This is a genomic window from Pseudomonas sp. 13B_3.2_Bac1, assembly GCF_025466205.1.
Classification (GTDB): domain Bacteria; phylum Pseudomonadota; class Gammaproteobacteria; order Pseudomonadales; family Pseudomonadaceae; genus Aquipseudomonas; species Aquipseudomonas fluorescens_H.
This window is the reverse complement of sequence record NZ_JANLOG010000075.1, coordinates 139020-159447: the sequence shown is the minus strand read 5'-3', so window position 1 is coordinate 159447 and position 20428 is coordinate 139020. Positions and strand designations below refer to the sequence as shown.

The following is a 20428-nucleotide window of genomic DNA, read 5'->3' as shown; positions in this document are numbered from 1 at the left end:
CACAAGGGGGACTGCGTTTTTCCAAATCACTGCCGCAAATCAAGCAAACGATAATTCCTCTTATTCAAACTCACTCGCCCTGTTAGACTTTGCGCCTTTGTTTTCGCCCGTCCGCAGGATGTCTGATGCCCTCGCTGCCTCTTCGCTTGTCCGCACTGTTTCTGGCCCTGGGCCTGAGTGCCTGCGATGACGCCCCGCGTTTTACCAAGGCTGAGCCCGGTGAAGCGCGTTCGGGTGGGGCGGCGACCGTGCGCAAGACCGATCAGAACGCTTTCTCCCTGCCCTCGGCCAACCTGCCGCCGTCACGCCGGGTCGACTTCAGTGTCGGCAACAGCTTCTTCCGCAGCCCGTGGGTAATCGCCCCGTCGACCACCACCGCCCGCGATGGCCTCGGCCCGTTGTTCAACACCAACGCCTGCCAGAACTGCCATATCAAGGACGGTCGTGGACACCCGCCAGCCCCCGATGCGGCGAACGCGGTATCGATGCTGGTGCGTCTGTCGATTCCCGATTCGCCGGCCTATGCCAAAGTCATCGAGCAAGTCGGCGTGGTGCCGGAGCCGGTCTACGGCGGCCAGTTCCAGGACATGGCCGTGCCTGGGGTCACGCCCGAAGGCAAGGTGCGTGTCGAGTACACCCCGGTGCCGATCCGTTTCAAGGACGGCACCGAAGTGGAGCTGCGCAAACCGGTTCTGCAATTCAGTCAGTTGGGCTACGGCCCGATGCACCCGGACACGCGTTTCTCGGCCCGGGTCGCGCCGCCGATGATCGGCCTCGGCCTGCTCGAGGCGATCCCTGAAGAAGCGATCCTCGCCAACGCCGCCGCGCAAGCCAAAGAGAACAACGGCATTAATGGTCGGGCGAATCGGGTCTGGGATGACGCGCAGCAAAAGACCGTCATGGGTCGCTTCGGCTGGAAAGCCGGGCAACCGAATCTCAATCAGCAGAATGTCCACGCGTTCTCCGGAGACATGGGCCTCACGACCAGCCTGAGGCCCTTCGATGACTGCACCGACGCGCAAACCGCGTGCAAACAGGCACCCAACGGCAATGGTCCGGACGGCGAGCCGGAAGTCAGCGACAACATCCTCCGTCTGGTGCTGTTCTACACGCGCAACCTCGCAGTGCCGGCACGTCGTGGCGTCAACGACGAACAAGTGCTGGCCGGCAAGAATCTGTTTTTCCAGGCTGGCTGCCAGTCCTGCCACACGCCCCAATACACCACCGCCGCCAACGCGGCCGAACCTGAACTGGCCAATCAAGTGATTCGCCCGTACAGCGATCTGCTGCTGCACGACATGGGCGACGGTCTGGCCGACAACCGCACTGAATTCCAGGCCTCCGGCCGCGACTGGCGCACCCCGCCGTTGTGGGGCATCGGCCTGACGCAGGCGGTCAGTGGCCACACCCAGTTCTTGCATGACGGCCGCGCCCGCAATCTGCTCGAAGCCGTGCTCTGGCATGGCGGCGAAGCGCAGAAGGCGCAGCAACAGGTTTTGTCTTTCAACGCCGAGCAGCGTGCCGCGCTGCTGGCGTTCTTGAACTCACTTTAAACACTTAAAAGAATCGGGAGCCCGACATGTTCCGTCCCAAGTTGTTGTTCACCAGCCTTGCCGCACTCGCCCTCGGCGCCTGTTCGCCGCAGGATCCGCAAGCGGTCACGTCGGCGGCCATCGCCAAATCGGTGATCCTGCCGACCTACACCCGTTGGGTCGAAGCCGACAAGCAACTGGCGGTCAGCGCCCTCGCCTACTGCCAGGGCAAGGAAACCCTGGAAACCGCCCGCGCCGACTTCCTGCACGCGCAGAAAGCCTGGGCCGAGCTGCAACCGCTGCTGATCGGCCCATTGGCCGAGGGCAACCGTTCGTGGCAGGTACAGTTCTGGCCGGACAAGAAGAACCTCGTCGGCCGTCAGGTCGAGCAACTGGTCGTCGCCCAGCCGCAAATCGACGCCGCCGCCCTGGCCAAATCCAGCGTCGTGGTGCAGGGTCTGTCGGCTTACGAATACATCCTGTTCGACGAAAAGCCAGACGTCGCCAACGCTGATCAGAAGGCCAAATACTGCCCACTGCTGATCGCCATCGGCGAGCGCCAGAAGCAACTGGCCGAAGAGATTCTGCAGAGCTGGAACAACACCGACGGCATGCTCGCGCAGATGAGCAAATTCCCTAACCAGCGCTACGCCGACTCTCACGAAGCGATCGCCGATCTGCTGCGTGTGCAGGTCACCGCCCTCGACACCCTGAAGAAAAAACTCGGTACGCCGATGGGCCGTCAAAGCAAGGGCGTGCCGCAGCCGTTCCAGGCTGATGCGTGGCGCAGCCAGTCGTCGCTGACCGCGCTGGAGGCCAGTCTGGCCGCAGCCAAAACCGTCTGGGAAGGCGTCGACAACAAAGGCCTGCGCGGTCTGTTGCCGGCCGAGCAGAAGCCGTTGGCGGACAAGATCGACGCCGCCTACGCCGCGTCGCTGAAACTGTTTGACAGCACCCAGCGCTCGCTGACCGAAATGCTGCAGGACGACGCCGGTCGTCAGCAACTCAACGATCTCTACGACAGCCTCAACGTCGTCCATCGCCTGCACGAAGGCGAACTGGCCAAGGCGCTGGGCATCCAACTGGGCTTCAACGCCAACGACGGTGACTGATGAGGGCAAGTGCCATGCTGCGACGCCAGGCTCTGACTTTAGGTAGTTTGCTGCTGGGAGCAGTGACACTGGGCGGCTGGACGCTGTTCAAGCGCAAGGATCAGAGCCCGCTGTTGCTCTCGGCGCGCGATGACACCGACGGCAAGCATTACGCCGTCGGTTATCGGCTGGACGGTACACGGGTGTTCGCCACCGAAGTCGGCCAGCGCTGCCACGACATCATCAACCACCCGACGCTGCCGATCGCGCTGTTCGTCGCCCGCCGCCCGGGCACCGAGAGCTACCTGATCGACTTGCGCGACGGGACGTTGCTGCAAACCGTGACCTCGCAGCCGAACCGGCATTTCTACGGTCACGCCGTGGTGCACAAGGACGGCGAATACCTGTACGCCACCGAGAACGACACCACTGATCCGGGGCGTGGCCTGCTCGGGGTGTACAAGTTCGAAGGCGAGCGACTGGTGCACAGCGGCGAGATTTCCACCCATGGCCTCGGCCCGCATCAGGTGTCGTGGATGCCCGATGGCGAAACCCTGGTGGTGGCCAACGGCGGGATTCGGACCGAGGCCGAAAGCCGCGTCGACATGAACCTCAACGCCATGGAACCGAGCCTGGTACTGATGCAGCGCGACGGCACCCTGCTGAGCAAGGAAACCCTTTCCCAGCAAATGAACAGCGTGCGTCACCTGGGCATCGCCAGCGACGGCACCATCGTCGCCGGCCAGCAGTTCATGGGCGCCTCGCATGAGCGTTCCGAGCTGTTGGCGATCAAGCGTCCGGGCCAGCCCTTCGTGGCGTTCCCGGTGCCGGAGCATCAGTTGCAGTCGATGGGTCACTACACCGCCAGCGTCGCGGTGCACAGCGAACTGCGTCTGGTGGCATTGACGGCACCGCGTGGCAATCGCTTCTTTATCTGGGACCTGGACAGCGGCGAAGTGCGTCTCGACGCGCCGCTGCCCGATTGTGCCGGTGTTGGTGCGGTGAAGGATGGGTTCGTCGTGACCTCGGGCCAGGGCCGTTGCCGTTACTACGATTGCCGCCAGGATCAACTGCAGGCCAAGCCGCTGGAGTTGCCGGCGGGGCTCTGGGATAACCATCTGCACTTGATGGCCTGAATCAACGCGGTAACTGTGGCGAGGGAGCTTGCTCCCGCTGGGGCGCGAAGCGGCCCCGCTTTTTAACTCAAAAGCATGGGACTGCTGCGCAGTCCAGCGGGAGCAAGCTCCCTCGCCACAGGGGTTTTATTCGTTCTCACTGTAATAACTGCCAGTTGGAATACCCACCTCACTCGGAGTAATGTTCCCGCCTGTCTCACCTGATTTATCCAAGGAACTGGAAATATGCTGCGTCGCCGCATGCTGATCATGTTGGGTGTTGTCTTGCTGGTCGTCCTGGTATTGGGCGGGTACAAAGCCTTTTCGATCTACACCATGATCCAGGGCTTTGCCAAACCCAAACCGCCGATCAGCGTTGCCGTGGGCCGCGCCACCGAACAGCCGTGGCAGATGCGTCTGCCGACCGTCGGCACGCTCAAGGCGCTGCAAGGCGTCGAGCTGAGCCTGGAAGTCGCCGGCACGGTCACCGAGATCAAGTTCGAATCCGGGCAGAAGGTCAAGGCCGGACAGCCGCTGCTGCAACTCGACAGCGCGGTCGAATCCGCCCTGCTGGAAACCGCCAAGGCCGACCTCGGTCTGGCGCAACTGGATTTCGGTCGCGGCAGCCAACTGGTCGACAGCCGCGCGATCTCCAAGGGCGAATACGACCGGCTCTCCGCCGTGTTGCAAAAGAACAAGGCCACGGTCAATCAGCTCAATGCCTCACTGGCGAAAAAACGCATCCTCGCGCCATTCAGCGGCACCATCGGCATCCGTCAGGTCGATGTCGGCGACTACCTCGCCAGCGGCACCAAAATCGCCACCCTGCAGGACCTGAGCAGCCTCTACGCCGACTTCTATGTACCGGAGCAATCGGTGCCGAAACTGGCCATCGGTCAACCGGTGCAGATCGGCGTCGCGGCCTATCCCGGGCAGAACTTCCCCGGCGCCATCAGCGCGATCAACCCGATCGTCGAGAGCAGCACGCGCAATATTCTGGTGCGCGCGACCTTGGCCAACCCCGACGGCAAGTTGCTGCCGGGCATGTTCGCCAGCCTCAACGTGTTGCTGCCCGACCCGCAGAAACACATCGTCGTGCCGGAAAGCGCGATCACCTACACCCTCTACGGCAACTCGCTGTACGTGGTCGGGCAACAGAAAGCCGAGGACGGCAGCGTGGTCAAAGACGACAAGGGCCAGCCGGTGCTGATCGCCGAGCGCCGTTTCATCGAGACCGGCGAGCGTCGTGATGGTCTGGTGATGATCAACAAGGGCGTGCAGAGCGGCGAACAAGTGGTGACCGCCGGCCAGATCAAACTGGACAACGGCGCACACATTGCCATCAGCGACGACAAGACCCTCGGCGAGCAGAACAGTCCGCCTCGCGTCGACTGATCAAGGAATCCCCATGGCTTTTACCGATCCGTTCATCCGCCGCCCGGTGCTCGCCACCGTGGTCAGCCTGCTGATTGTGCTGCTGGGTTTCCAGGCCTGGAGCAAGCTGCCGCTGCGCCAATACCCGCAAATGGAAAACGCCCTGATCACGGTGACCACCGCCTACCCCGGGGCCAACGCCGAGACCATTCAGGGCTACATCACCCAACCGATGCAGCAGAGCCTCGCCAGCGCCGAGGGCATCGACTACATGACCTCGGTCAGTCGCCAGAACTTCTCGGTGATCTCGATCTACGCGCGCATCGGTTCCAACACCGACCGTTTGTTCACCGAACTGCTGGCCAAGGCCAACGAGGTGAAGAACAAACTGCCACAGGACGCCGAAGACCCGGTGCTGAGCAAGGAATCGGCCGACGCCTCGGCGCTGATGTACATCAGCTTCTTCAGCAAGGAACTGAGTAACCCGCAGATCACCGACTACCTGTCGCGGGTGATCCAGCCCAAACTGGCGACCCTGCCGGGCATGGCCGAAGCGGAGATTCTCGGCAATCAGGTCTTCGCCATGCGCCTGTGGCTCGACCCGGTGAAGCTCGCCGGTTTCGGCCTCAGCGCCAGCGACGTGACCAACGCGGTGCGCCAGTACAACTTCCTCTCCGCCGCCGGCGAGGTGAAGGGTGAGTACGTGGTCACCAGCATCAACGCCAACACCGAACTGAAATCCGCCGAGGCCTTCGCGGCAATTCCCCTCAAGGTCAACGGCGACAGCCGCGTGCTGCTCAGCGATGTGGCACGGGTCGAAATGGGCGCGGAAAACTACGATTCGATCAGTTCGTTCGGCGGCACGCCCTCGGTGTACATCGGCATTAAGGCCACGCCCGGGGCCAACCCGCTGGACGTGATCAAGGAAGTACGCAAGCTGATGCCGGAGCTGGAAGCGCAGTTGCCGCCCAACCTCAAGAGCGAGATTGCCTACGACGCCACCCAGTTCATTCAGGCCTCGATCGACGAAGTGGTGAAAACCCTGTTCGAAGCGGTGCTTATCGTGATCGTGGTGGTGTTTCTGTTCCTCGGCGCATTGCGCTCGGTGGTGATCCCGGTGGTGACCATCCCGCTGTCGATGATCGGCGTGATGTTCTTCATGCAGATGATGGGTTACTCGATCAACCTCCTGACCCTGCTGGCGATGGTACTGGCCATCGGTCTGGTGGTGGATGACGCGATTGTCGTGGTGGAGAACATCCACCGGCATATCGAGGAAGGCAAGACGCCACTGGAGGCTGCACTGGAAGGCGCACGGGAAATCGCCATGCCGGTGGTGTCGATGACCATCACCCTGGCAGCGGTGTATGCACCGATCGGTTTCCTCACCGGACTGACCGGGGCGCTGTTCAAGGAGTTCGCCTTGACCCTGGCGGGCGCCGTGGTGATTTCCGGGGTCGTTGCCCTGACCCTGTCGCCGATGATGTGCGCCCTGCTGTTGCGCCACGAAGAAAACCCCAGTGGCCTGGCGCACCGTCTCGACCGCATCTTCGACAGACTCAAGCGCCGCTACCAAAGCATGCTCCACGGCACACTGAATACGCGGCCGGTGGTGTTGGTGTTCGCCGTGATCGTGCTGTGCCTGATCCCGGTGTTTCTCAAGTTCACCAAGTCGGAACTGGCGCCGGATGAGGATCAGGGCATCATTTTCATGATGGCCAACGCTCCGCAGCCGACCAACCTCGATTACCTGAGCACTTACACCGACGAGTTCATCAAGATCTTCAAGGAGTTTCCGGAGTACTACTCCTCGTTCCAGATCAACGGCTACAACGGCGTACAAGCGGGCATCGGCGGCTTCCTGCTCAAGCCCTGGAACGAGCGCAGCCGCACCCAGATGCAGATCCTGCCCGAGGTGCAAGGCAAACTGGCGAGTATCCCCGGCCTGCAGATTTTCGGCTTCAACCTGCCGTCCCTGCCCGGCACCGGTGAAGGCTTGCCGTTCGTATTCGTGGTCAATACCGCCAATGACTACGAGGTACTGCTGCAAGTGGCTGACCGGATCAAGAAACGCGCGATGGAGTCGGGCAAATTCGCCTTCGTCGACCTCGATCTGGCGTTCGACAAACCGGAAGTGGTGGTCGATATCGACCGCGCCAAAGCCGCGCAGATGGGCGTGTCGATGCAGGATCTGGGCGGCACCCTGGCGACGCTGCTGGGCGAGGCGGAAATCAACCGTTTCACCATCGAAGGCCGCAGTTACAAGGTGATTGCCCAGGTCGAGCGACCGTACCGCGAAAACCCCGGCTGGCTGAACAATTACTACGTGAAAAATACCCAGGGCGAGCTGCTGCCGCTGTCGACCCTGATCAAGGTCAGCGACCGGGCGCGACCGCGCCAGCTCAACCAGTTCCAGCAACTCAACGCCGCGAAAATCTCCGGATTCCCGCTGGTCAGCATGGGCGAGGCCATTGACACCGTGCTGCAGATCGCCCGGGAAGAAGCACCGGCCGGTTTTTCCTTCGACTATGGCGGCGCTTCACGCCAGTACGTGCAGGAAGGCAGCGCCCTGTGGGTAACTTTCGCCCTGGCGCTGGCGATCATTTTCCTGGTGCTGGCGGCGCAGTTCGAGAGCTTCCGTGATCCATTGGTGATTCTGGTGACGGTGCCGCTGTCGATCTGCGGTGCGCTGATTCCGCTGTTCCTTGGCTGGTCTAGCATGAACATCTACACCCAGGTCGGGCTGGTGACGCTGATCGGGCTGATCAGCAAGCACGGAATACTGATCGTTGAGTTCGCCAACCAGTTGCGCAAGGACAAAAGCCTGACTGCGCGCGAAGCGGTCGAGGAAGCCGCGGCGATTCGTTTGCGCCCGGTATTGATGACCACCGCGGCGATGGTGTTCGGCATGGTGCCATTGATTCTGGCGACCGGTGCGGGCGCAGTGAGCCGGTTCGATATCGGGATGGTGATTGCCACAGGGATGTCGATCGGCACGTTGTTCACGCTGTTCGTGCTGCCATGCATCTACACGCTGCTGGCAAAGCCCGATCCCAAATCATGACCATGACCATGTCCCTGTAGGAGCTGCCGAAGGCTGCGATCTTTTGATCTTAATTTTTCAAGATCAAAAGATCGCAGCCTTCGGCAGCTCCTACAGGGGAATTTGTATCAGAGGGGATTTTCATTCATGCATAAAAAAGGCCTCGCATCTGCGAGGCCTTTCATTTTGGCTTCAATCGGTTCAACTCTGCGGCCTCATCCCTTGCGAAAGTCCGAACATGAATAACAACAGATCATGGTCAGGTTTTGTCGCCACGGAGGCTTTCGCCACCCGTGGTACTGCGCAGTGAGCATCACTCGTAGTGGCACTTATCACCTGCATGCGGGGCTGCTCCCAGGCAGCCACCGCCAATGACGCAACTGCCAAGGCCCCAACCAGAAACAAACCTCGTGCAATTTCGAGTTTCATCGCTATAAACCTTTGATAGCGCTGCCAAACGCCGTCTCATAAAAGTAGACGAGTTTTTTCCAGTCCGTATCGCTGAACGACGAATGGCGACGCAATTGCTTCATATCGTGGGAGGCGGCGCGATAAGCGGTCAGACGCTGACGGCACTTCTCCAGGTCGATCAGTGCCACTTCAACCTGAGCCGAATCGCGCTCACCGGTCACTCGTACAAAAACGTGTTTGATGTAGATGCAGCTGTGCTGCCAACGCCCCTTGTGCATGCGCGCAAGGTTTTCGGCCAGGTCTTTGAGGACGCGCTCATAAACGGCTTCCCCATAATGGGCACGGCCGCCGCCGGCTTCCCATTTCTGGAGTTCGTCAAAACCGTCCAGCGACTTGGTCACCAGCAGCGCACGCCACTTGTGTTGCGGATCGGGCTGCGCGCCGCAGAACACGATTTGCGGGACGCGTACACCGAGGCGGCTGACGCCGGTCAGGGCATCCAGCTCTCGCAAGACTGTCGGGCGGCCGAAAGGATGCAGCCAACTGCGATAGATATGTCCGGTCTGGCGCTTGGCATATAACAACTGGCCGTCACGGCCCACGACTCGTTGCACACCACTTTCCCCGCCACGGCGCACGTTGGGTTCTTCCACCCATTCACCGCGCTGGTTCCAGTAGTAGTCGAAGCGATCCTGGGGAGCGACTTCCGTTTCTGCTGCTATTTGCACCGCCATCCTGTTACCTCTTGCGTAATACGTAAACCCGCCACATGGCATAGAGCGGAATAAAATCCAGTTGTTCCTGAATGCGAAAACCTGCGGCTTCGAATTCCTTTTCCACTGTCACAGCCGGTAACACAAATCGATTCTGGTAACCTTCCTGCCCACGCCGCTGTTCGGCGCGTTTGCGTTTCCAGGACTTGAAATTGCCGTCCACCCACAACGAAATGATCACGCTGTCACGGGTGACGCGCTCGAATTCGCGCAAAATCGTCCGCCGATGTTCGGCTTCACCGATGTGATGCAACAAACGCATGCAGAAAATGCTGTCGACGGCGTTATCAGGCAAGGCAATGTCGAACGCTGACGTGTGCAAAGGTTGTACCCGTTTGACCACATCAGCCGGTTGCGCCTGCATCGCAGTCTTGATCATAGACTCGGAATTGTCCGCGCCAATGATCACTCGATTGGGTTTTTCCGCCAGCAACGGCCAGAAGCGTCCTGCACCGCAGGGCAGATCAAGCACCAACCCCGGTTCACCGGCCAGTGTCAGCGCCTTGCGGGCCAACTGCTCGTCCCGCCAGTGAGACAACCGACGACCGAGACCGTCCTGGTGCTTGCGCAAATATTTTTGAGCATGCTGGTCATCATACTTTTCGGAAAAATCGAGCTTGATCGGACTGCTCATCATCGGGACTCCTGAATGACTGATGCCCCTACCTTAGGTAGTGGCGTGTCAGCGTCAGGTCGTCCCTTTGTGAAAATTACGTCAGGTAAACCGGCAATCTATTACAGGGTTTTACACGGGGAAAGCAATAGCGCGGGGCCATCAGCGACCGTCAACGCTGTCCCAGCGTGACTTCGAAACGACAGCCATTGGGCTGCATGGTGCTCAGCGTCACCTCCCAGCCCTGGTTTTCACAGATCCGCTGCACCAGCGACAAGCCCAGGCCCAGGCCTTCGCCACGCTTCTCATTGCCGCGCACGAATGGCTGGAACATGGCTTCACGTTTTTCCTCGGGAATGCCGACGCCCGAGTCTTCGACGACGAAGCCGTTGTCGTTGAGCGTCAGGCGGATGAATCCGTGCTCGGTGTAGTGACAGGCATTGCGCAGCAAGTTACCCATGACGGCGCTGAGCAAAGTCGCGTTGAAACGGGTGTCCGGCGGATTGCCCGGTTCAAATATCAGCTGCAGCCCTTTCGACTCGATCGGTTCACGCCAGATCCCCAACAAGCCGTCGGCCACCTGGCTGAGATTCTGCTGCGGCGCGGAACCGGCGTCTTCGCGCTGGGCACGGGCGAGCATCAGGAAGGTCTGCACCAGCTCGCGCATTTCTTCGCTGGCGCGGGCGATGCGCTCGACCTGGGCGCGGCCGCGCTGATCCAGTCCCGGGTTTTCCAGCAGCAGTTCGCAGGAACTGGCCAGCACCATCAACGGGGTGCGCAGTTCGTGACTGACGTCGCTGGTAAACAGCCGCTCGCGCGTCAGCGCCTGACGCAGACGCCCGAGCGTGGCATCGAACGCCACGGCCAGCTCGCCGACTTCGTCAGCCGCATAGTCCGGTGCCAGCGGCGGCGCCAGACCGAGCAGTTGATCGCGATGCCGTACTTGTCGTGCCAGGCGCACCACCGGCGCCATGACTTTGCGCGCCAGCACCCAGCCGAGGAATACGGCCAGCGCCAGACTGAGCACAAAGCCCACCAGCACCACAGCGAACAGCACGCGTTCACGCTCTTCGAAATCGCTCTGATCCTGCAGCAGGACATAACGACGACCGTCGACGATCTCGACCATCGCGTGATACGACAGCTGCTCGCGGAACACTTCGTGGAAGCCCGCATCGAGGTGGCGCAGATCCTTGGGCAGTTCGAAATCACCCGGTCCGCCGCTGAAATAGAACAACTGATCGGGCTCGGGGCGATGGCTCCAGTCCGAGACGTTGTCCATCAGCAGCAGACGTTGCAGGTCGCCGCCCAGCCCTGCCGAAATCAGTTTCTCCTCCACCAGGTGCACCGTCGCCACAATGCCCATGGCGAAGGCCCCGGCTACCAGCGCACTCATCAGCGCAAAGGCGATGATGATCCGCTGGGAAAGGCTTTGCTTAAACTCCATCACGCCCCTCGGCCAAGCGGTAACCCACGCCGTGCACGGTTTGCAGCAACGGTTTGGCGAATGGCTTGTCGATCACCTGACGCAATTGGTGGACGTGGCTGCGCAGGCTGTCGCTGTCCGGGCAGTCATCGCCCCACAGCGCTTCTTCGAGAATTTCCCGGCGCAGGACGTGCGGACTCTTCTGCATCAATACCGCCAGCAGTTTCAGGCCGACCGGGTTGAGCTTGAGCAGCTTGCCATCGCGGGTGACTTCCAGCGTGTCGAGGTCGTAGCTCAGGTCCCCAACCTGCAGCGCACGGCGTCCGCCGCCCTGAGTGCGACGCATCACCGCTTCGATGCGTGCCGCCAGTTCCGACAGCGCAAACGGTTTGACCAGATAATCGTCGGCCCCGGACTTGAAGCCCTGCAGGCGGTCGTCCAGTTGATCGCGGGCGGTGAGCATGATCACCGGCGTGTCGCGTCGGGCATCTTCACGCAGGCGCTTGCACAGGGTGTAGCCGTCGATCCCGGGCAACATGATGTCGAGCACGATCAGATCGTAATGCTCGGTGGCCGCCAGGTGCAGTCCCGACAAGCCGTCCTGGGCGCAATCGACGGTATAGCCTTTGAGCCCCAGGTAATCGGCCAGGTTGGCCAGGATATCGCGGTTGTCTTCAACCAATAAAATTCGCATGGGCAGCTCCTCCGCACACAGTAACGGCCGTCTCGGCCCGGCAGCTTAAGGCCAACGCCGGCTCAGGGCTAGGGCCGGTCCTTATGGATATCGGTTTTTCAAGCCAAATTAATTACTTAACAAAGTTTTCACTATCGGTTCACAACCTGATTACAGTAGCGCCGTGAAACTCCCGCGCCATTGATATAAGGAAAACTAGACAATGGACCCTTTCAAGACGGCGCCCATGCGCTTTCTGCTGTTGATCACCGGCGCCTGGCTGGTCATTTTTCTCCTGACTCGAGCGGTACTGCTGCTGACTCACCTGGATGAGGCTGGCGGTTTTGCCCTTTCCGCATTCGGCATAGGCGCGCTTTATGACCTGGGGTTTCTCGCCTACGCCGCGCTGCCGATGGGCTTGTACCTGCTGCTCTGCCCGCCGGGCCTGTGGCGTCGTCGTGGACATCGCGGGTTTCTGCGCGCCCTGCTGACCATCAGCCTGTTCGCCATGCTGTTCGTGGCGGTGGCCGAATGGCTGTTCTGGGACGAGTTCGGCGTGCGCTTCAACTTCATCGCCGTCGATTACCTGGTGTATTCCGACGAAGTGCTGAACAACGTCCTCGAGTCATACCCGATCGGCAAACTGCTGAGCCTCCTCGCGGTGCTGGCCGTGGTGATCAGTTTTGCCCTGCGCAAGCCGTTCAATGCCGCCATGAATGCCCCGTTGCCAGCGCTGCGCGGGCGTCTGCTCAGCGCATTGGGCCTGTTGATCGTCGCGGGCCTGAGCCTGCAACTGCTCAGCCAGGACGCCCCGCGTGCCCAGGGCGGCAACGCCTACCAGAACGAACTGGCCAGCAATGGCCCGTATCAGTTCTTCGCCGCGTTCCGTAACAATGAACTGGACTACACCCAGTTCTACAAGAGCCTGCCGGCGGAAAAAGTCGCCAGCCAGATCCGCGCCGAGCTGAGTGAAAGCGACGCGCGTTTCATCGGCAAGGACCCGCAGGACATCCGCCGGGTGATCGACAACCCGGGCACCCCGCGCAAGCCGAACATTGTGCTGGTGACCATCGAAAGCCTGAGCGCCAAGTACCTGGGCAGCAATGGCGACGGTCGCAACCTGACGCCCAACCTCGACGCCTTGCGCAAGCAGAGCCTGTACTTCAATAACTTCTACGCCACCGGTACCCGCACCGACCGAGGTCTGGAAGCGATCACCCTGGCCATCCCGCCGACGCCGGGCCGCTCGATCGTCAAGCGCATCGGCCGCGAAAGCGGTTTCGCCAGCCTTGGCCAGCAACTGAGCGCGGTGGGTTACGACAGCGTGTTCGTCTATGGCGGACGCGGCTACTTCGACAACATGAACGCGTTCTTCAGCGGCAACGGCTATCGCGTCGTCGACCAGAGCAGCGTCGATGAAGCCGAGATCCACTTCAAGAACGCCTGGGGCATGGCCGACGAAGACCTGTATCGCCAGACGTTGAAACTGGCGGACGCCGACTACGCCAAGCAGCAACCGTTTCTGCTGCAACTGATGACCACGTCCAACCATCGTCCTTACACCTACCCGGACAACCGGATCGACATCAAGTCCGGTAACGGCCGCGATGGCGCGGTGAAGTACACCGACTACGCCATCGGCCAATTCCTCGAGCAGGCGCGGCAGAAGCCGTGGTTCGACAACACCATCTTCATTTTCGTCGCCGACCACACCGCGGGCAGCGCCGGTAAAGAAGACCTGCCGATCAGCAACTATCAGATCCCGCTGTTCATCTATGCGCCGAAAATGATCGAAGCTCGCGAGAGCGCACAACTGGCCAGCCAGATCGATCTGGCCCCGACGCTGCTGGGCCTGCTGAACATGGATTACACCTCGACGTTCTTTGGCCGCAACCTGCTGCAGGACAACCCGCTGCCACCGCGCGTGGTGGTCGGCAACTATCAGCATCTGGGTCTGTTCGATGGCAAGGATCTGGCGATCCTCAGTCCGCGCCAGGGCCTGCGCCGGCATGATGAGGCGTTGACCGAGAGCCGTGAATCGCGAGTTACCAGCGACGATCCGCTGGTCAGCCGGGCAATTGCGTATTACCAAGCGGCCAGTTATGGCTTCAAACAGCAGTTGTTGAGCTGGAAGCCTGCGAAGGACAGCACTGTTCAGGTCAGCGAACAGTAACCGTCAATAGAAACGCCCCGGGCTGATGCACCGGGGCGTTTTTTTTTGCACGACTGGTTATCGCAGGAACACAGATCCCAATGTGGGAGCGAGCCTGCTCGCGAATGCTGTGTATGCGTCACTGCTGTAGTGAACGCGGGATGGCTTTCGCGAGCAGGCTCGCTCCCACGGGGGATGGTGTGAAGCCTGGAATCCGGGCAATAAAAAACCCCGCCTGCTCATCGCAGGCGGGGTTTTTCGTTACAGGGGTAAGGCTGGCTTACATCATGCCGCCCATGCCACCCATGCCGCCCATGTCTGGCATACCGCCGCCAGCAGGAGCCGCTTTCTCTGGAGCGTTAGCGACAGCAGCTTCGGTGGTCAGGATCAGACCGCCAATCGAAGAGGCTGCTTGCAGAGCGGAACGGGTTACCTTGGTTGGGTCCAGGATGCCCATTTCGATCATGTCGCCGTATTCGCCAGTCGCAGCGTTGTAACCGAAGTTACCTTTGCCGTTCTTCACTTCGTTGACGACTACGCTTGGCTCGTCACCGGAGTTAGCAGCGATCTGGCGCAGCGGCGCTTCAACAGCGCGACGCAGTACAGCGATACCAACGTTCTGGTCAGCGTTGTCGCCGGTCAGTTCGGTCAGGGCTTCCAGAGCACGGATCAGCGCAACGCCACCGCCAGGTACCACGCCTTCTTCAACGGCTGCACGGGTCGCGTGCAGGGCGTCTTCAACGCGGGCCTTCTTCTCTTTCATTTCAACTTCGGAACCAGCGCCAACCTTGATCACTGCAACGCCGCCGGACAGCTTGGCCAGACGCTCTTGCAGTTTTTCACGGTCGTAGTCCGAGGAAGTTTCAGCAACCTGGGCGCGGATCTGAGTGATACGGGCTTCGATGTCGCCTTGTACGCCAGCACCGTCAACGATGATGGTGTTTTCCTTGGACAGGGTCACGCGCTTGGCGTTACCCAGGTGCTCCAGGGTGGTGCTTTCCAGGCTCAGGCCGATCTCTTCGGAGATCACGGTACCGCCGGTCAGAACGGCGATGTCCTGCAGCATGGCCTTGCGACGGTCGCCGAAGCCTGGAGCCTTGACGGCTGCAACCTTGACGATGCCACGCATGTTGTTCACTACCAGAGTCGCCAGGGCTTCGCCTTCAACGTCTTCGGCAACGATCAGCAGTGGACGGCCGGCTTTGGCAACGGCTTCCAGCACTGGCAGCATTTCGCGGATGTTCGAGATCTTCTTGTCGACCAGCAGGATCAGCGGGCCGTCGAGCTCGGCAACCATGGTGTCTGGCTTGTTGACGAAGTACGGGGACAGGTAGCCACGGTCGAACTGCATGCCTTCTACAACCGACAGTTCGTTTTCCAGGCCCGAGCCTTCTTCAACGGTGATCACGCCTTCTTTACCGACTTTTTCCATGGCTTCGGCAATGATGTCGCCGATGGAGTTGTCGGAGTTGGCGGAGATGGTGCCTACCTGAGCGATAGCCTTGGTGTCAGCGCATGGCTTGGACAGGGCTTTCAGCTCTTTGACGATCGCGATGGTCGCTTTGTCGATACCGCGCTTCAGGTCCATCGGGTTCATGCCGGCAGCGACGGCTTTCAGGCCTTCGTTGACGATCGACTGAGCCAGAACGGTCGCAGTGGTAGTACCGTCACCAGCGTCATCGTTGGCACGGGAGGCAACGTCTTTGACCAGCTGCGCGCCCATGTTTTCGAAGCGATCTTCGAGTTCGATTTCTTTGGCGACGGAAACGCCGTCCTTGGTGATGGTCGGAGCGCCGAAGCTCTTCTCGAGGATCACGTTACGGCCTTTCGGGCCCAGGGTCGCTTTTACCGCGTCAGCCAGAACGTTGACGCCTTTGAGCATCTTGGAGCGGGCGGCATCGCCGAACTTAACTTCTTTAGCAGCCATGATCGATATTCCTTAAATACTTTGTAGTAACGGGAAAATGAGCGGGGAAATCAGCCTTCCAGTACAGCGAGAATCTCGTTCTCAGCCATTACCAGCAGGTCTTCGCCGTCGACTTTCACAGTGTTGCTGCCGGAGTAAGGACCGAACACAACCTTGTCGCCGACTTTAACGGCCAGCGCACGCACTTCACCGTTTTCCAGAGTCTTGCCTGGGCCTGCAGCGACGATCACACCGTGGTTGGCTTTTTCAGCAGCCGAACCTGGCAGGACGATACCGCCAGCGGTTTTCTTTTCTTCTTCGCTGCGACGGATGACGACGCGGTCATGCAGAGGACGAAGCTTCATTGTCGATCTCTCCTAATTGTGGTTTTCATCGGCCGGTGTAGTCCCGGCGGGTTTAACAAATCCGGCCTGCGCCGGTTGCGATTCGTCGAGCGAACCGCGGAAGTCTGTCCGACTCAAATGCCGGAAACCTTTCGGTGACCGATACATAAGGGCGCATAAGCTTATTACAAGGGTGGGGGGCAAAAATTTTTCATCGATTTGCCCCTTGAATGCCGCGCATAAAGAAACGGCACCCGAAGGTGCCGTGTCGATACAGGGGTTACTTGCTGTCGCGATGTTCGAACTCGCCTTCGATCACATCACCCTCGCGGCCCAGAGGCTGGCGCGGTGCAGGACCGCCTCGGGGTTGCAGGTCGTCGGCGAAGGCACGCTGACGCATGGCCTGTTCTTCGGCGCGCTGGCGCATCTTGTTCGCCAGCAGGCGACGGGTGAACGGCAGCAGCATCACCAGACCGACCACGTCACTGACGAAGCCCGGCAGGATCAACAGGCCACCGGCCAGTGCCAGCATCAGGCCTTCAAGCATGGTCTGTGCGGGCAACTCACCGCGATTCAGGCTTTCACGGGCACGCAGCGCAGTTGCCAGACCGGCGACGCGCAGTACGAACACACCGAACATCGAGCCGAGAATGATCAGCAGCAGGGCCGGGAAAAACCCGATAGCCCCTGCCACTTTGACGAATACGAACAGCTCCAGCACCGGAAACAGCAGAAAGAGCAACAAAAAAGGGCGCATCAAAGATTCCTCAACGCAAGAAATGCCTTGCAGTAAGCCTTAGATGACGTCGCCCTTTCGTGAATTCAAGCGTCGGCCACCGCATTTTTTGGCCAGACCTCGGCGTGAGCCAGAGAAACCAAGGCTTCGCGCACTTGTATCGGCGTATGACAAGGGGCTTGAAACGGCAGCCAGTACAGCGCCTGACCGATGCGCAGGTGCATGCCTTCGCTGTCGATCCCGGCCAGTTGCGCCGGTTCGGTTTTCGGCAGCCCGCTGAGTTCAACATAGTGGGCGATGGCTTTGGCGTGATCGCTGTTCATGTGCTCGACCATGCTGATTTCAGCCTTGCCGGCGAACGGGTTGGCCAGGGTCAGATGATCGACCCAGTGAATCGCGCCGAAACCGCCGATGTAGCGGTGACGCACCGGGTTGAGCACCCAGAAATCAAAGTCGTGGGCCTTGTGGTAGTTCTGCGAGTCGGGGAAATAACGGTAGTAACGCTCGGCGGCGGCTTCGATGGCAGTCGGGTCTTCGAGCTTCTGCGCTTCGGCCAGATAGGTCAGGCGACCAACGGCCTGCACGTCGTCGGCATCGCGCTCACCCACCAGCAGCGAACATTTCGGGTCCTTCTGCAGGTTGTGGGTGTGCTGGGCAATGCGGCTGATCAGGATCAGCGGGCGGCCCTGCTCATCCAGGCAATACGGCACCACTGAGCCAAACGGGAAACCGGGCATCGATTTGGAGTGGGTCGACAATACGCCACGGTATTCCTTGAGAAGCAATTCTCGGGCATTCTTGGCCGCTTCAACGCTCAATTTATGACTCCTTATATAGAATCCGTCGAAAAAACGGACAGGCGCCTGGGGATAAGTCCCGGTCACGCCATCGGGCAATGCTCATGTGCAATCTGGCCATAACCGGTACGGATCGAGCGTCGCCAATAACAAAAACCACTCAGACCGGCTATCGGGGCATGCGAATGCAACTCAACGACAAAGTAATCATTATCACCGGCGGTTGCCAGGGTTTGGGCCGCTCCATGGCCGAGTATTTCGCCGGCAAAGGCGCGAAGCTCGCGCTGGTAGACCTCAATCAGGAAAAACTCGACGACGCGGTGGCAGCCTGCAAGTCCAAGGGCGTCGAGGCGCGCAGCTATCTGTGCAACGTGGCCAATGAAGAACAGGTTGAGCACATGGTCGCCCAGGTCGCCGAAGATTTCGGCGCGATCCATGGCCTGATCAACAACGCCGGGATCCTGCGTGACGGCCTGCTGCTCAAGGTCAAGGACGGCGAAATGACCAAGATGAGCCTGGCCCAGTGGCAGGCGGTGATCGACGTCAACCTGACCGGCGTGTTCCTCTGCACCCGCGAAGTGGCGGCGAAAATGGTCGAGCTGAAGAACAGCGGCGCGATCATCAACATCTCGTCGATCTCCCGAGCCGGTAACGTCGGCCAGACCAACTATTCCGCCGCCAAGGCTGGCGTGGCCGCCGCCACCGTGACCTGGGCCAAGGAACTGGCGCGTTACGGCATTCGTGTGGCGGGCATTGCGCCGGGCTTCATCGAAACCGAGATGACCCTGGGCATGAAGCCGGAAACGCTGGAGAAAATGACCTCGGGTATTCCGCTCAAGCGCATGGGCAAGCCGGAAGAGATCGCTCATTCGGCGGCGTACATCTTCGAGAACGACTACTACACGGGGCGGATTCTGGAGATGGATGGCGGGTTGCGGATCTGACTGGCAATACAAAAACCAGTGTGGGAGCGGGCTTGCTCGCGAAGGCGGTGGGTCAGACAACATTTTCGTCGACTGACACACCGCCTTCGTCGGAACGCCGCCCGGAGCAAGCCTGCTCCCACAGTTGATTGTGTTTCAGGCTATCAATCGTCGCTGATGCTGATATTAGGCATCGCCGGCGTCGCCGCTTCCTGCAACACAATGCGCGCGCCGACGTGGCGAGCCAGTTCCTGGTAGACCATGGCAATCTGGCTGTCCGGCTCGGCGATCACTGTTGGCTTGCCGCCATCGGCCTGTTCGCGGATCAGCATCGACAGCGGCAGCGAGGCCAGCAGTTCGACGCCATATTGGGTCGCCAGCTTCTCGCCACCGCCCTCACCGAACAGGTGCTCGGCATGTCCGCAGTTCGAGCAGATGTGCACCGCCATGTTTTCCACCACGCCCAGCACCGGAATGTTGACCTTGCGGAACATTTCCACGCCTTTGCGCGCGTCGAGCAACGCCAGATCCTGCGGGGTGGTGACGATCACGGCGCCGGCCACCGGGACTTTCTGCGCCAGGGTCAGCTGGATGTCACCGGTGCCTGGCGGCATGTCGATGACCAGATAATCCAGGTCGCCCCACGCGGTTTGCGTGACCAGTTGCAGCAGTGCACCGGAGACCATCGGCCCGCGCCAGACCATCGGCGTGTTGTCGTCGGTCAGGAACGCCATCGACATGACTTCGACACCGTGGGCCTTGAGCGGCACAAACCACTTCTGATCCTTGACCTCGGGGCGGGTGCGCTCGGGGATGCCGAACATGATCCCTTGGCTCGGGCCATAGATGTCAGCGTCGAGAATCCCTACTTTGGCGCCTTCGCGGGCCAGCGCCAGCGCGAGGTTGGCCGCGGTGGTCGACTTGCCCACCCCCCCCTTGCCCGAAGCCACGGCGACCACGTTTTTGACGTTGGCCAGGCCCGGGATCTGCGCCTGAGCCTTGTGCGCGGCGATCACGCTATTGACCTCGACCTTGGCGATCGTCACGCCATCGAGGTTTTCGATGGCCAATTGCAACAACTGCGCCCAGCCGCTCTTGAACAGACCGGCGGCGTAGCCGATTTCCAGCTGAACCTTGACGCGGTCGCCATCGATCTCGATGTGCTTCACGCAACCGGCGCTGACCGGGTCCTGATTCAGGTAAGGGTCGGTGTATTGGCTGAGGACGGCTTCCACCGCTGCGCGAGTGACGGCACTCATGGGCAACTCCGATAACAAGACTGGGAAAAGATGGCGGGTATCGTACCCCGCAGATTGATTTGTGGTCAGGCGATTTATGCTTCGACTCGACTTTGTGGCGAGGGAGCTTGCTCCCGCTCGACTGCGCAGCAGGCGCAATCAGGCTTATCCGGTCTATCTGACATTGCCGGGACGGGGCGGCTGCGCCACCCAGCGGGAGCAAGCTCCCTCGCCACAATTATTGTGCTCAAGTCATCCGGAAACAGGTGCACAGGGTGAAA

Annotated in this window: 17 protein-coding genes; 7 read left to right on the top strand and 10 right to left on the bottom strand. The window is 60.5% G+C overall.

Going from position 1 to position 20428, the window contains the following annotated elements; genetic code table 11:
* The first annotated feature begins 125 nt into the window (after positions 1–125).
* From NTD85_RS12120 to NTD85_RS12100, 5 genes are all read left to right on the top strand, one after another.
* Positions 126–1553 carry a di-heme oxidoredictase family protein gene (locus NTD85_RS12120; RefSeq protein WP_262142256.1) on the top strand — a complete coding sequence of 476 codons (1428 nt, stop codon included), beginning with the start codon at positions 126–128 and terminating at the stop codon, positions 1551–1553.
* A 26-nt stretch (positions 1554–1579) separates the two neighbouring features.
* Positions 1580–2644, top strand: coding sequence for an imelysin family protein (locus tag NTD85_RS12115; RefSeq protein WP_103484872.1), 1065 nt, complete (start codon positions 1580–1582; stop codon positions 2642–2644).
* A gap of 14 nt (positions 2645–2658) precedes the next feature.
* A complete protein-coding gene (locus NTD85_RS12110) occupies positions 2659–3759 on the top strand; it encodes a DUF1513 domain-containing protein (RefSeq protein ID WP_003227668.1) in 1101 nt (366 codons plus the stop codon).
* Between the two features lie 225 nt (positions 3760–3984).
* Positions 3985–5133 carry an efflux RND transporter periplasmic adaptor subunit gene (locus NTD85_RS12105; protein WP_003227672.1) on the top strand — a complete coding sequence of 383 codons (1149 nt, stop codon included), beginning with the start codon at positions 3985–3987 and terminating at the stop codon, positions 5131–5133.
* Positions 5134–5146: 13 nt separating this feature from the next.
* Positions 5147–8176 (top strand): multidrug efflux RND transporter permease subunit, encoded by a 3030-nt coding sequence (locus tag NTD85_RS12100; protein ID WP_262142255.1) that lies wholly within the window; start codon positions 5147–5149, stop codon positions 8174–8176.
* A 180-nt stretch (positions 8177–8356) separates the two neighbouring features.
* Here NTD85_RS12100 and NTD85_RS12095 read toward each other — a convergent pair whose 3' ends face one another.
* The 5 genes from NTD85_RS12095 to colR form a co-directional block, all read right to left on the bottom strand.
* Positions 8357–8584 (bottom strand): hypothetical protein, encoded by a 228-nt coding sequence (locus tag NTD85_RS12095; protein WP_045122612.1) that lies wholly within the window; start codon positions 8582–8584, stop codon positions 8357–8359.
* A 2-nt stretch (positions 8585–8586) separates the two neighbouring features.
* Entirely contained in the window at positions 8587–9300 is a 714-nt protein-coding gene (locus tag NTD85_RS12090; RefSeq protein WP_003227675.1) for a lipopolysaccharide kinase InaA family protein, read from the bottom strand.
* 4 nt (positions 9301–9304) lie between these two features.
* Entirely contained in the window at positions 9305–9973 is a 669-nt protein-coding gene (locus NTD85_RS12085) for a class I SAM-dependent methyltransferase (protein WP_045122613.1), read from the bottom strand.
* A gap of 151 nt (positions 9974–10124) precedes the next feature.
* Positions 10125–11399, bottom strand: a complete 1275-nt coding sequence (locus NTD85_RS12080; protein ID WP_103484877.1) for a sensor histidine kinase — start codon at positions 11397–11399, stop codon at positions 10125–10127.
* Entirely contained in the window at positions 11389–12072 is a 684-nt protein-coding gene (colR, locus tag NTD85_RS12075) for a two-component system response regulator ColR (RefSeq protein ID WP_003227680.1), read from the bottom strand. Before colR ends, NTD85_RS12080 begins: the two co-directional genes overlap by 11 nt.
* Positions 12073–12274: 202 nt before the next feature.
* On the opposite strand from colR, the gene NTD85_RS12070 reads away from it, so the two are divergent.
* Complete coding sequence (locus NTD85_RS12070; RefSeq protein ID WP_262142254.1) at positions 12275–14224, top strand: LTA synthase family protein; 1950 nt, start codon at positions 12275–12277, stop codon at positions 14222–14224.
* A gap of 259 nt (positions 14225–14483) precedes the next feature.
* On the opposite strand, the gene groL is transcribed toward NTD85_RS12070, so the two are convergent.
* From groL to NTD85_RS12050, 4 genes are all read right to left on the bottom strand, one after another.
* Complete coding sequence (groL, locus tag NTD85_RS12065) at positions 14484–16130, bottom strand: chaperonin GroEL (protein ID WP_003227683.1); 1647 nt, start codon at positions 16128–16130, stop codon at positions 14484–14486.
* 50 nt (positions 16131–16180) lie between these two features.
* Entirely contained in the window at positions 16181–16474 is a 294-nt protein-coding gene (locus NTD85_RS12060) for a co-chaperone GroES (RefSeq protein WP_003227685.1), read from the bottom strand.
* Positions 16475–16733: 259 nt separating this feature from the next.
* Positions 16734–17210 carry an FxsA family protein gene (locus NTD85_RS12055; protein WP_003227687.1) on the bottom strand — a complete coding sequence of 159 codons (477 nt, stop codon included), beginning with the start codon at positions 17208–17210 and terminating at the stop codon, positions 16734–16736.
* 65 nt (positions 17211–17275) lie between these two features.
* Positions 17276–18007: a HugZ family protein gene (locus tag NTD85_RS12050; protein ID WP_262142253.1), complete on the bottom strand. Its 732-nt coding sequence runs from the start codon at positions 18005–18007 to the stop codon at positions 17276–17278.
* A 164-nt stretch (positions 18008–18171) separates the two neighbouring features.
* Between NTD85_RS12050 and NTD85_RS12045 the strand changes: the two genes are divergently transcribed.
* Positions 18172–18930, top strand: coding sequence for an SDR family oxidoreductase (locus tag NTD85_RS12045; RefSeq protein WP_262142252.1), 759 nt, complete (start codon positions 18172–18174; stop codon positions 18928–18930).
* 143 nt (positions 18931–19073) lie between these two features.
* On the opposite strand, the gene apbC is transcribed toward NTD85_RS12045, so the two are convergent.
* On the bottom strand, positions 19074–20168 hold the full coding sequence (gene apbC, locus NTD85_RS12040; RefSeq protein WP_003227693.1) for an iron-sulfur cluster carrier protein ApbC: 1095 nt from the start codon (positions 20166–20168) through the stop codon (positions 19074–19076).
* Positions 20169–20428 lie beyond the last annotated feature (260 nt).

Coding starts and splice junctions, on each gene's coding strand:
- NTD85_RS12120 (WP_262142256.1), top strand. CDS start 126: ATGCCCTCGCTGCCTCTTCGCTTGTCCGCACTGTTTCTGGCCCTGGGC.
- NTD85_RS12115 (WP_103484872.1), top strand. CDS start 1,580: ATGTTCCGTCCCAAGTTGTTGTTCACCAGCCTTGCCGCACTCGCCCTC.
- NTD85_RS12110 (WP_003227668.1), top strand. CDS start 2,659: ATGCTGCGACGCCAGGCTCTGACTTTAGGTAGTTTGCTGCTGGGAGCA.
- NTD85_RS12105 (WP_003227672.1), top strand. CDS start 3,985: ATGCTGCGTCGCCGCATGCTGATCATGTTGGGTGTTGTCTTGCTGGTC.
- NTD85_RS12100 (WP_262142255.1), top strand. CDS start 5,147: ATGGCTTTTACCGATCCGTTCATCCGCCGCCCGGTGCTCGCCACCGTG.
- NTD85_RS12095 (WP_045122612.1), bottom strand. CDS start 8,584: ATGAAACTCGAAATTGCACGAGGTTTGTTTCTGGTTGGGGCCTTGGCA.
- NTD85_RS12090 (WP_003227675.1), bottom strand. CDS start 9,300: ATGGCGGTGCAAATAGCAGCAGAAACGGAAGTCGCTCCCCAGGATCGC.
- NTD85_RS12085 (WP_045122613.1), bottom strand. CDS start 9,973: ATGAGCAGTCCGATCAAGCTCGATTTTTCCGAAAAGTATGATGACCAG.
- NTD85_RS12080 (WP_103484877.1), bottom strand. CDS start 11,399: ATGGAGTTTAAGCAAAGCCTTTCCCAGCGGATCATCATCGCCTTTGCG.
- colR (WP_003227680.1), bottom strand. CDS start 12,072: ATGCGAATTTTATTGGTTGAAGACAACCGCGATATCCTGGCCAACCTG.
- NTD85_RS12070 (WP_262142254.1), top strand. CDS start 12,275: ATGGACCCTTTCAAGACGGCGCCCATGCGCTTTCTGCTGTTGATCACC.
- groL (WP_003227683.1), bottom strand. CDS start 16,130: ATGGCTGCTAAAGAAGTTAAGTTCGGCGATGCCGCCCGCTCCAAGATG.
- NTD85_RS12060 (WP_003227685.1), bottom strand. CDS start 16,474: ATGAAGCTTCGTCCTCTGCATGACCGCGTCGTCATCCGTCGCAGCGAA.
- NTD85_RS12055 (WP_003227687.1), bottom strand. CDS start 17,210: ATGCGCCCTTTTTTGTTGCTCTTTCTGCTGTTTCCGGTGCTGGAGCTG.
- NTD85_RS12045 (WP_262142252.1), top strand. CDS start 18,172: ATGCAACTCAACGACAAAGTAATCATTATCACCGGCGGTTGCCAGGGT.
- apbC (WP_003227693.1), bottom strand. CDS start 20,168: ATGAGTGCCGTCACTCGCGCAGCGGTGGAAGCCGTCCTCAGCCAATAC.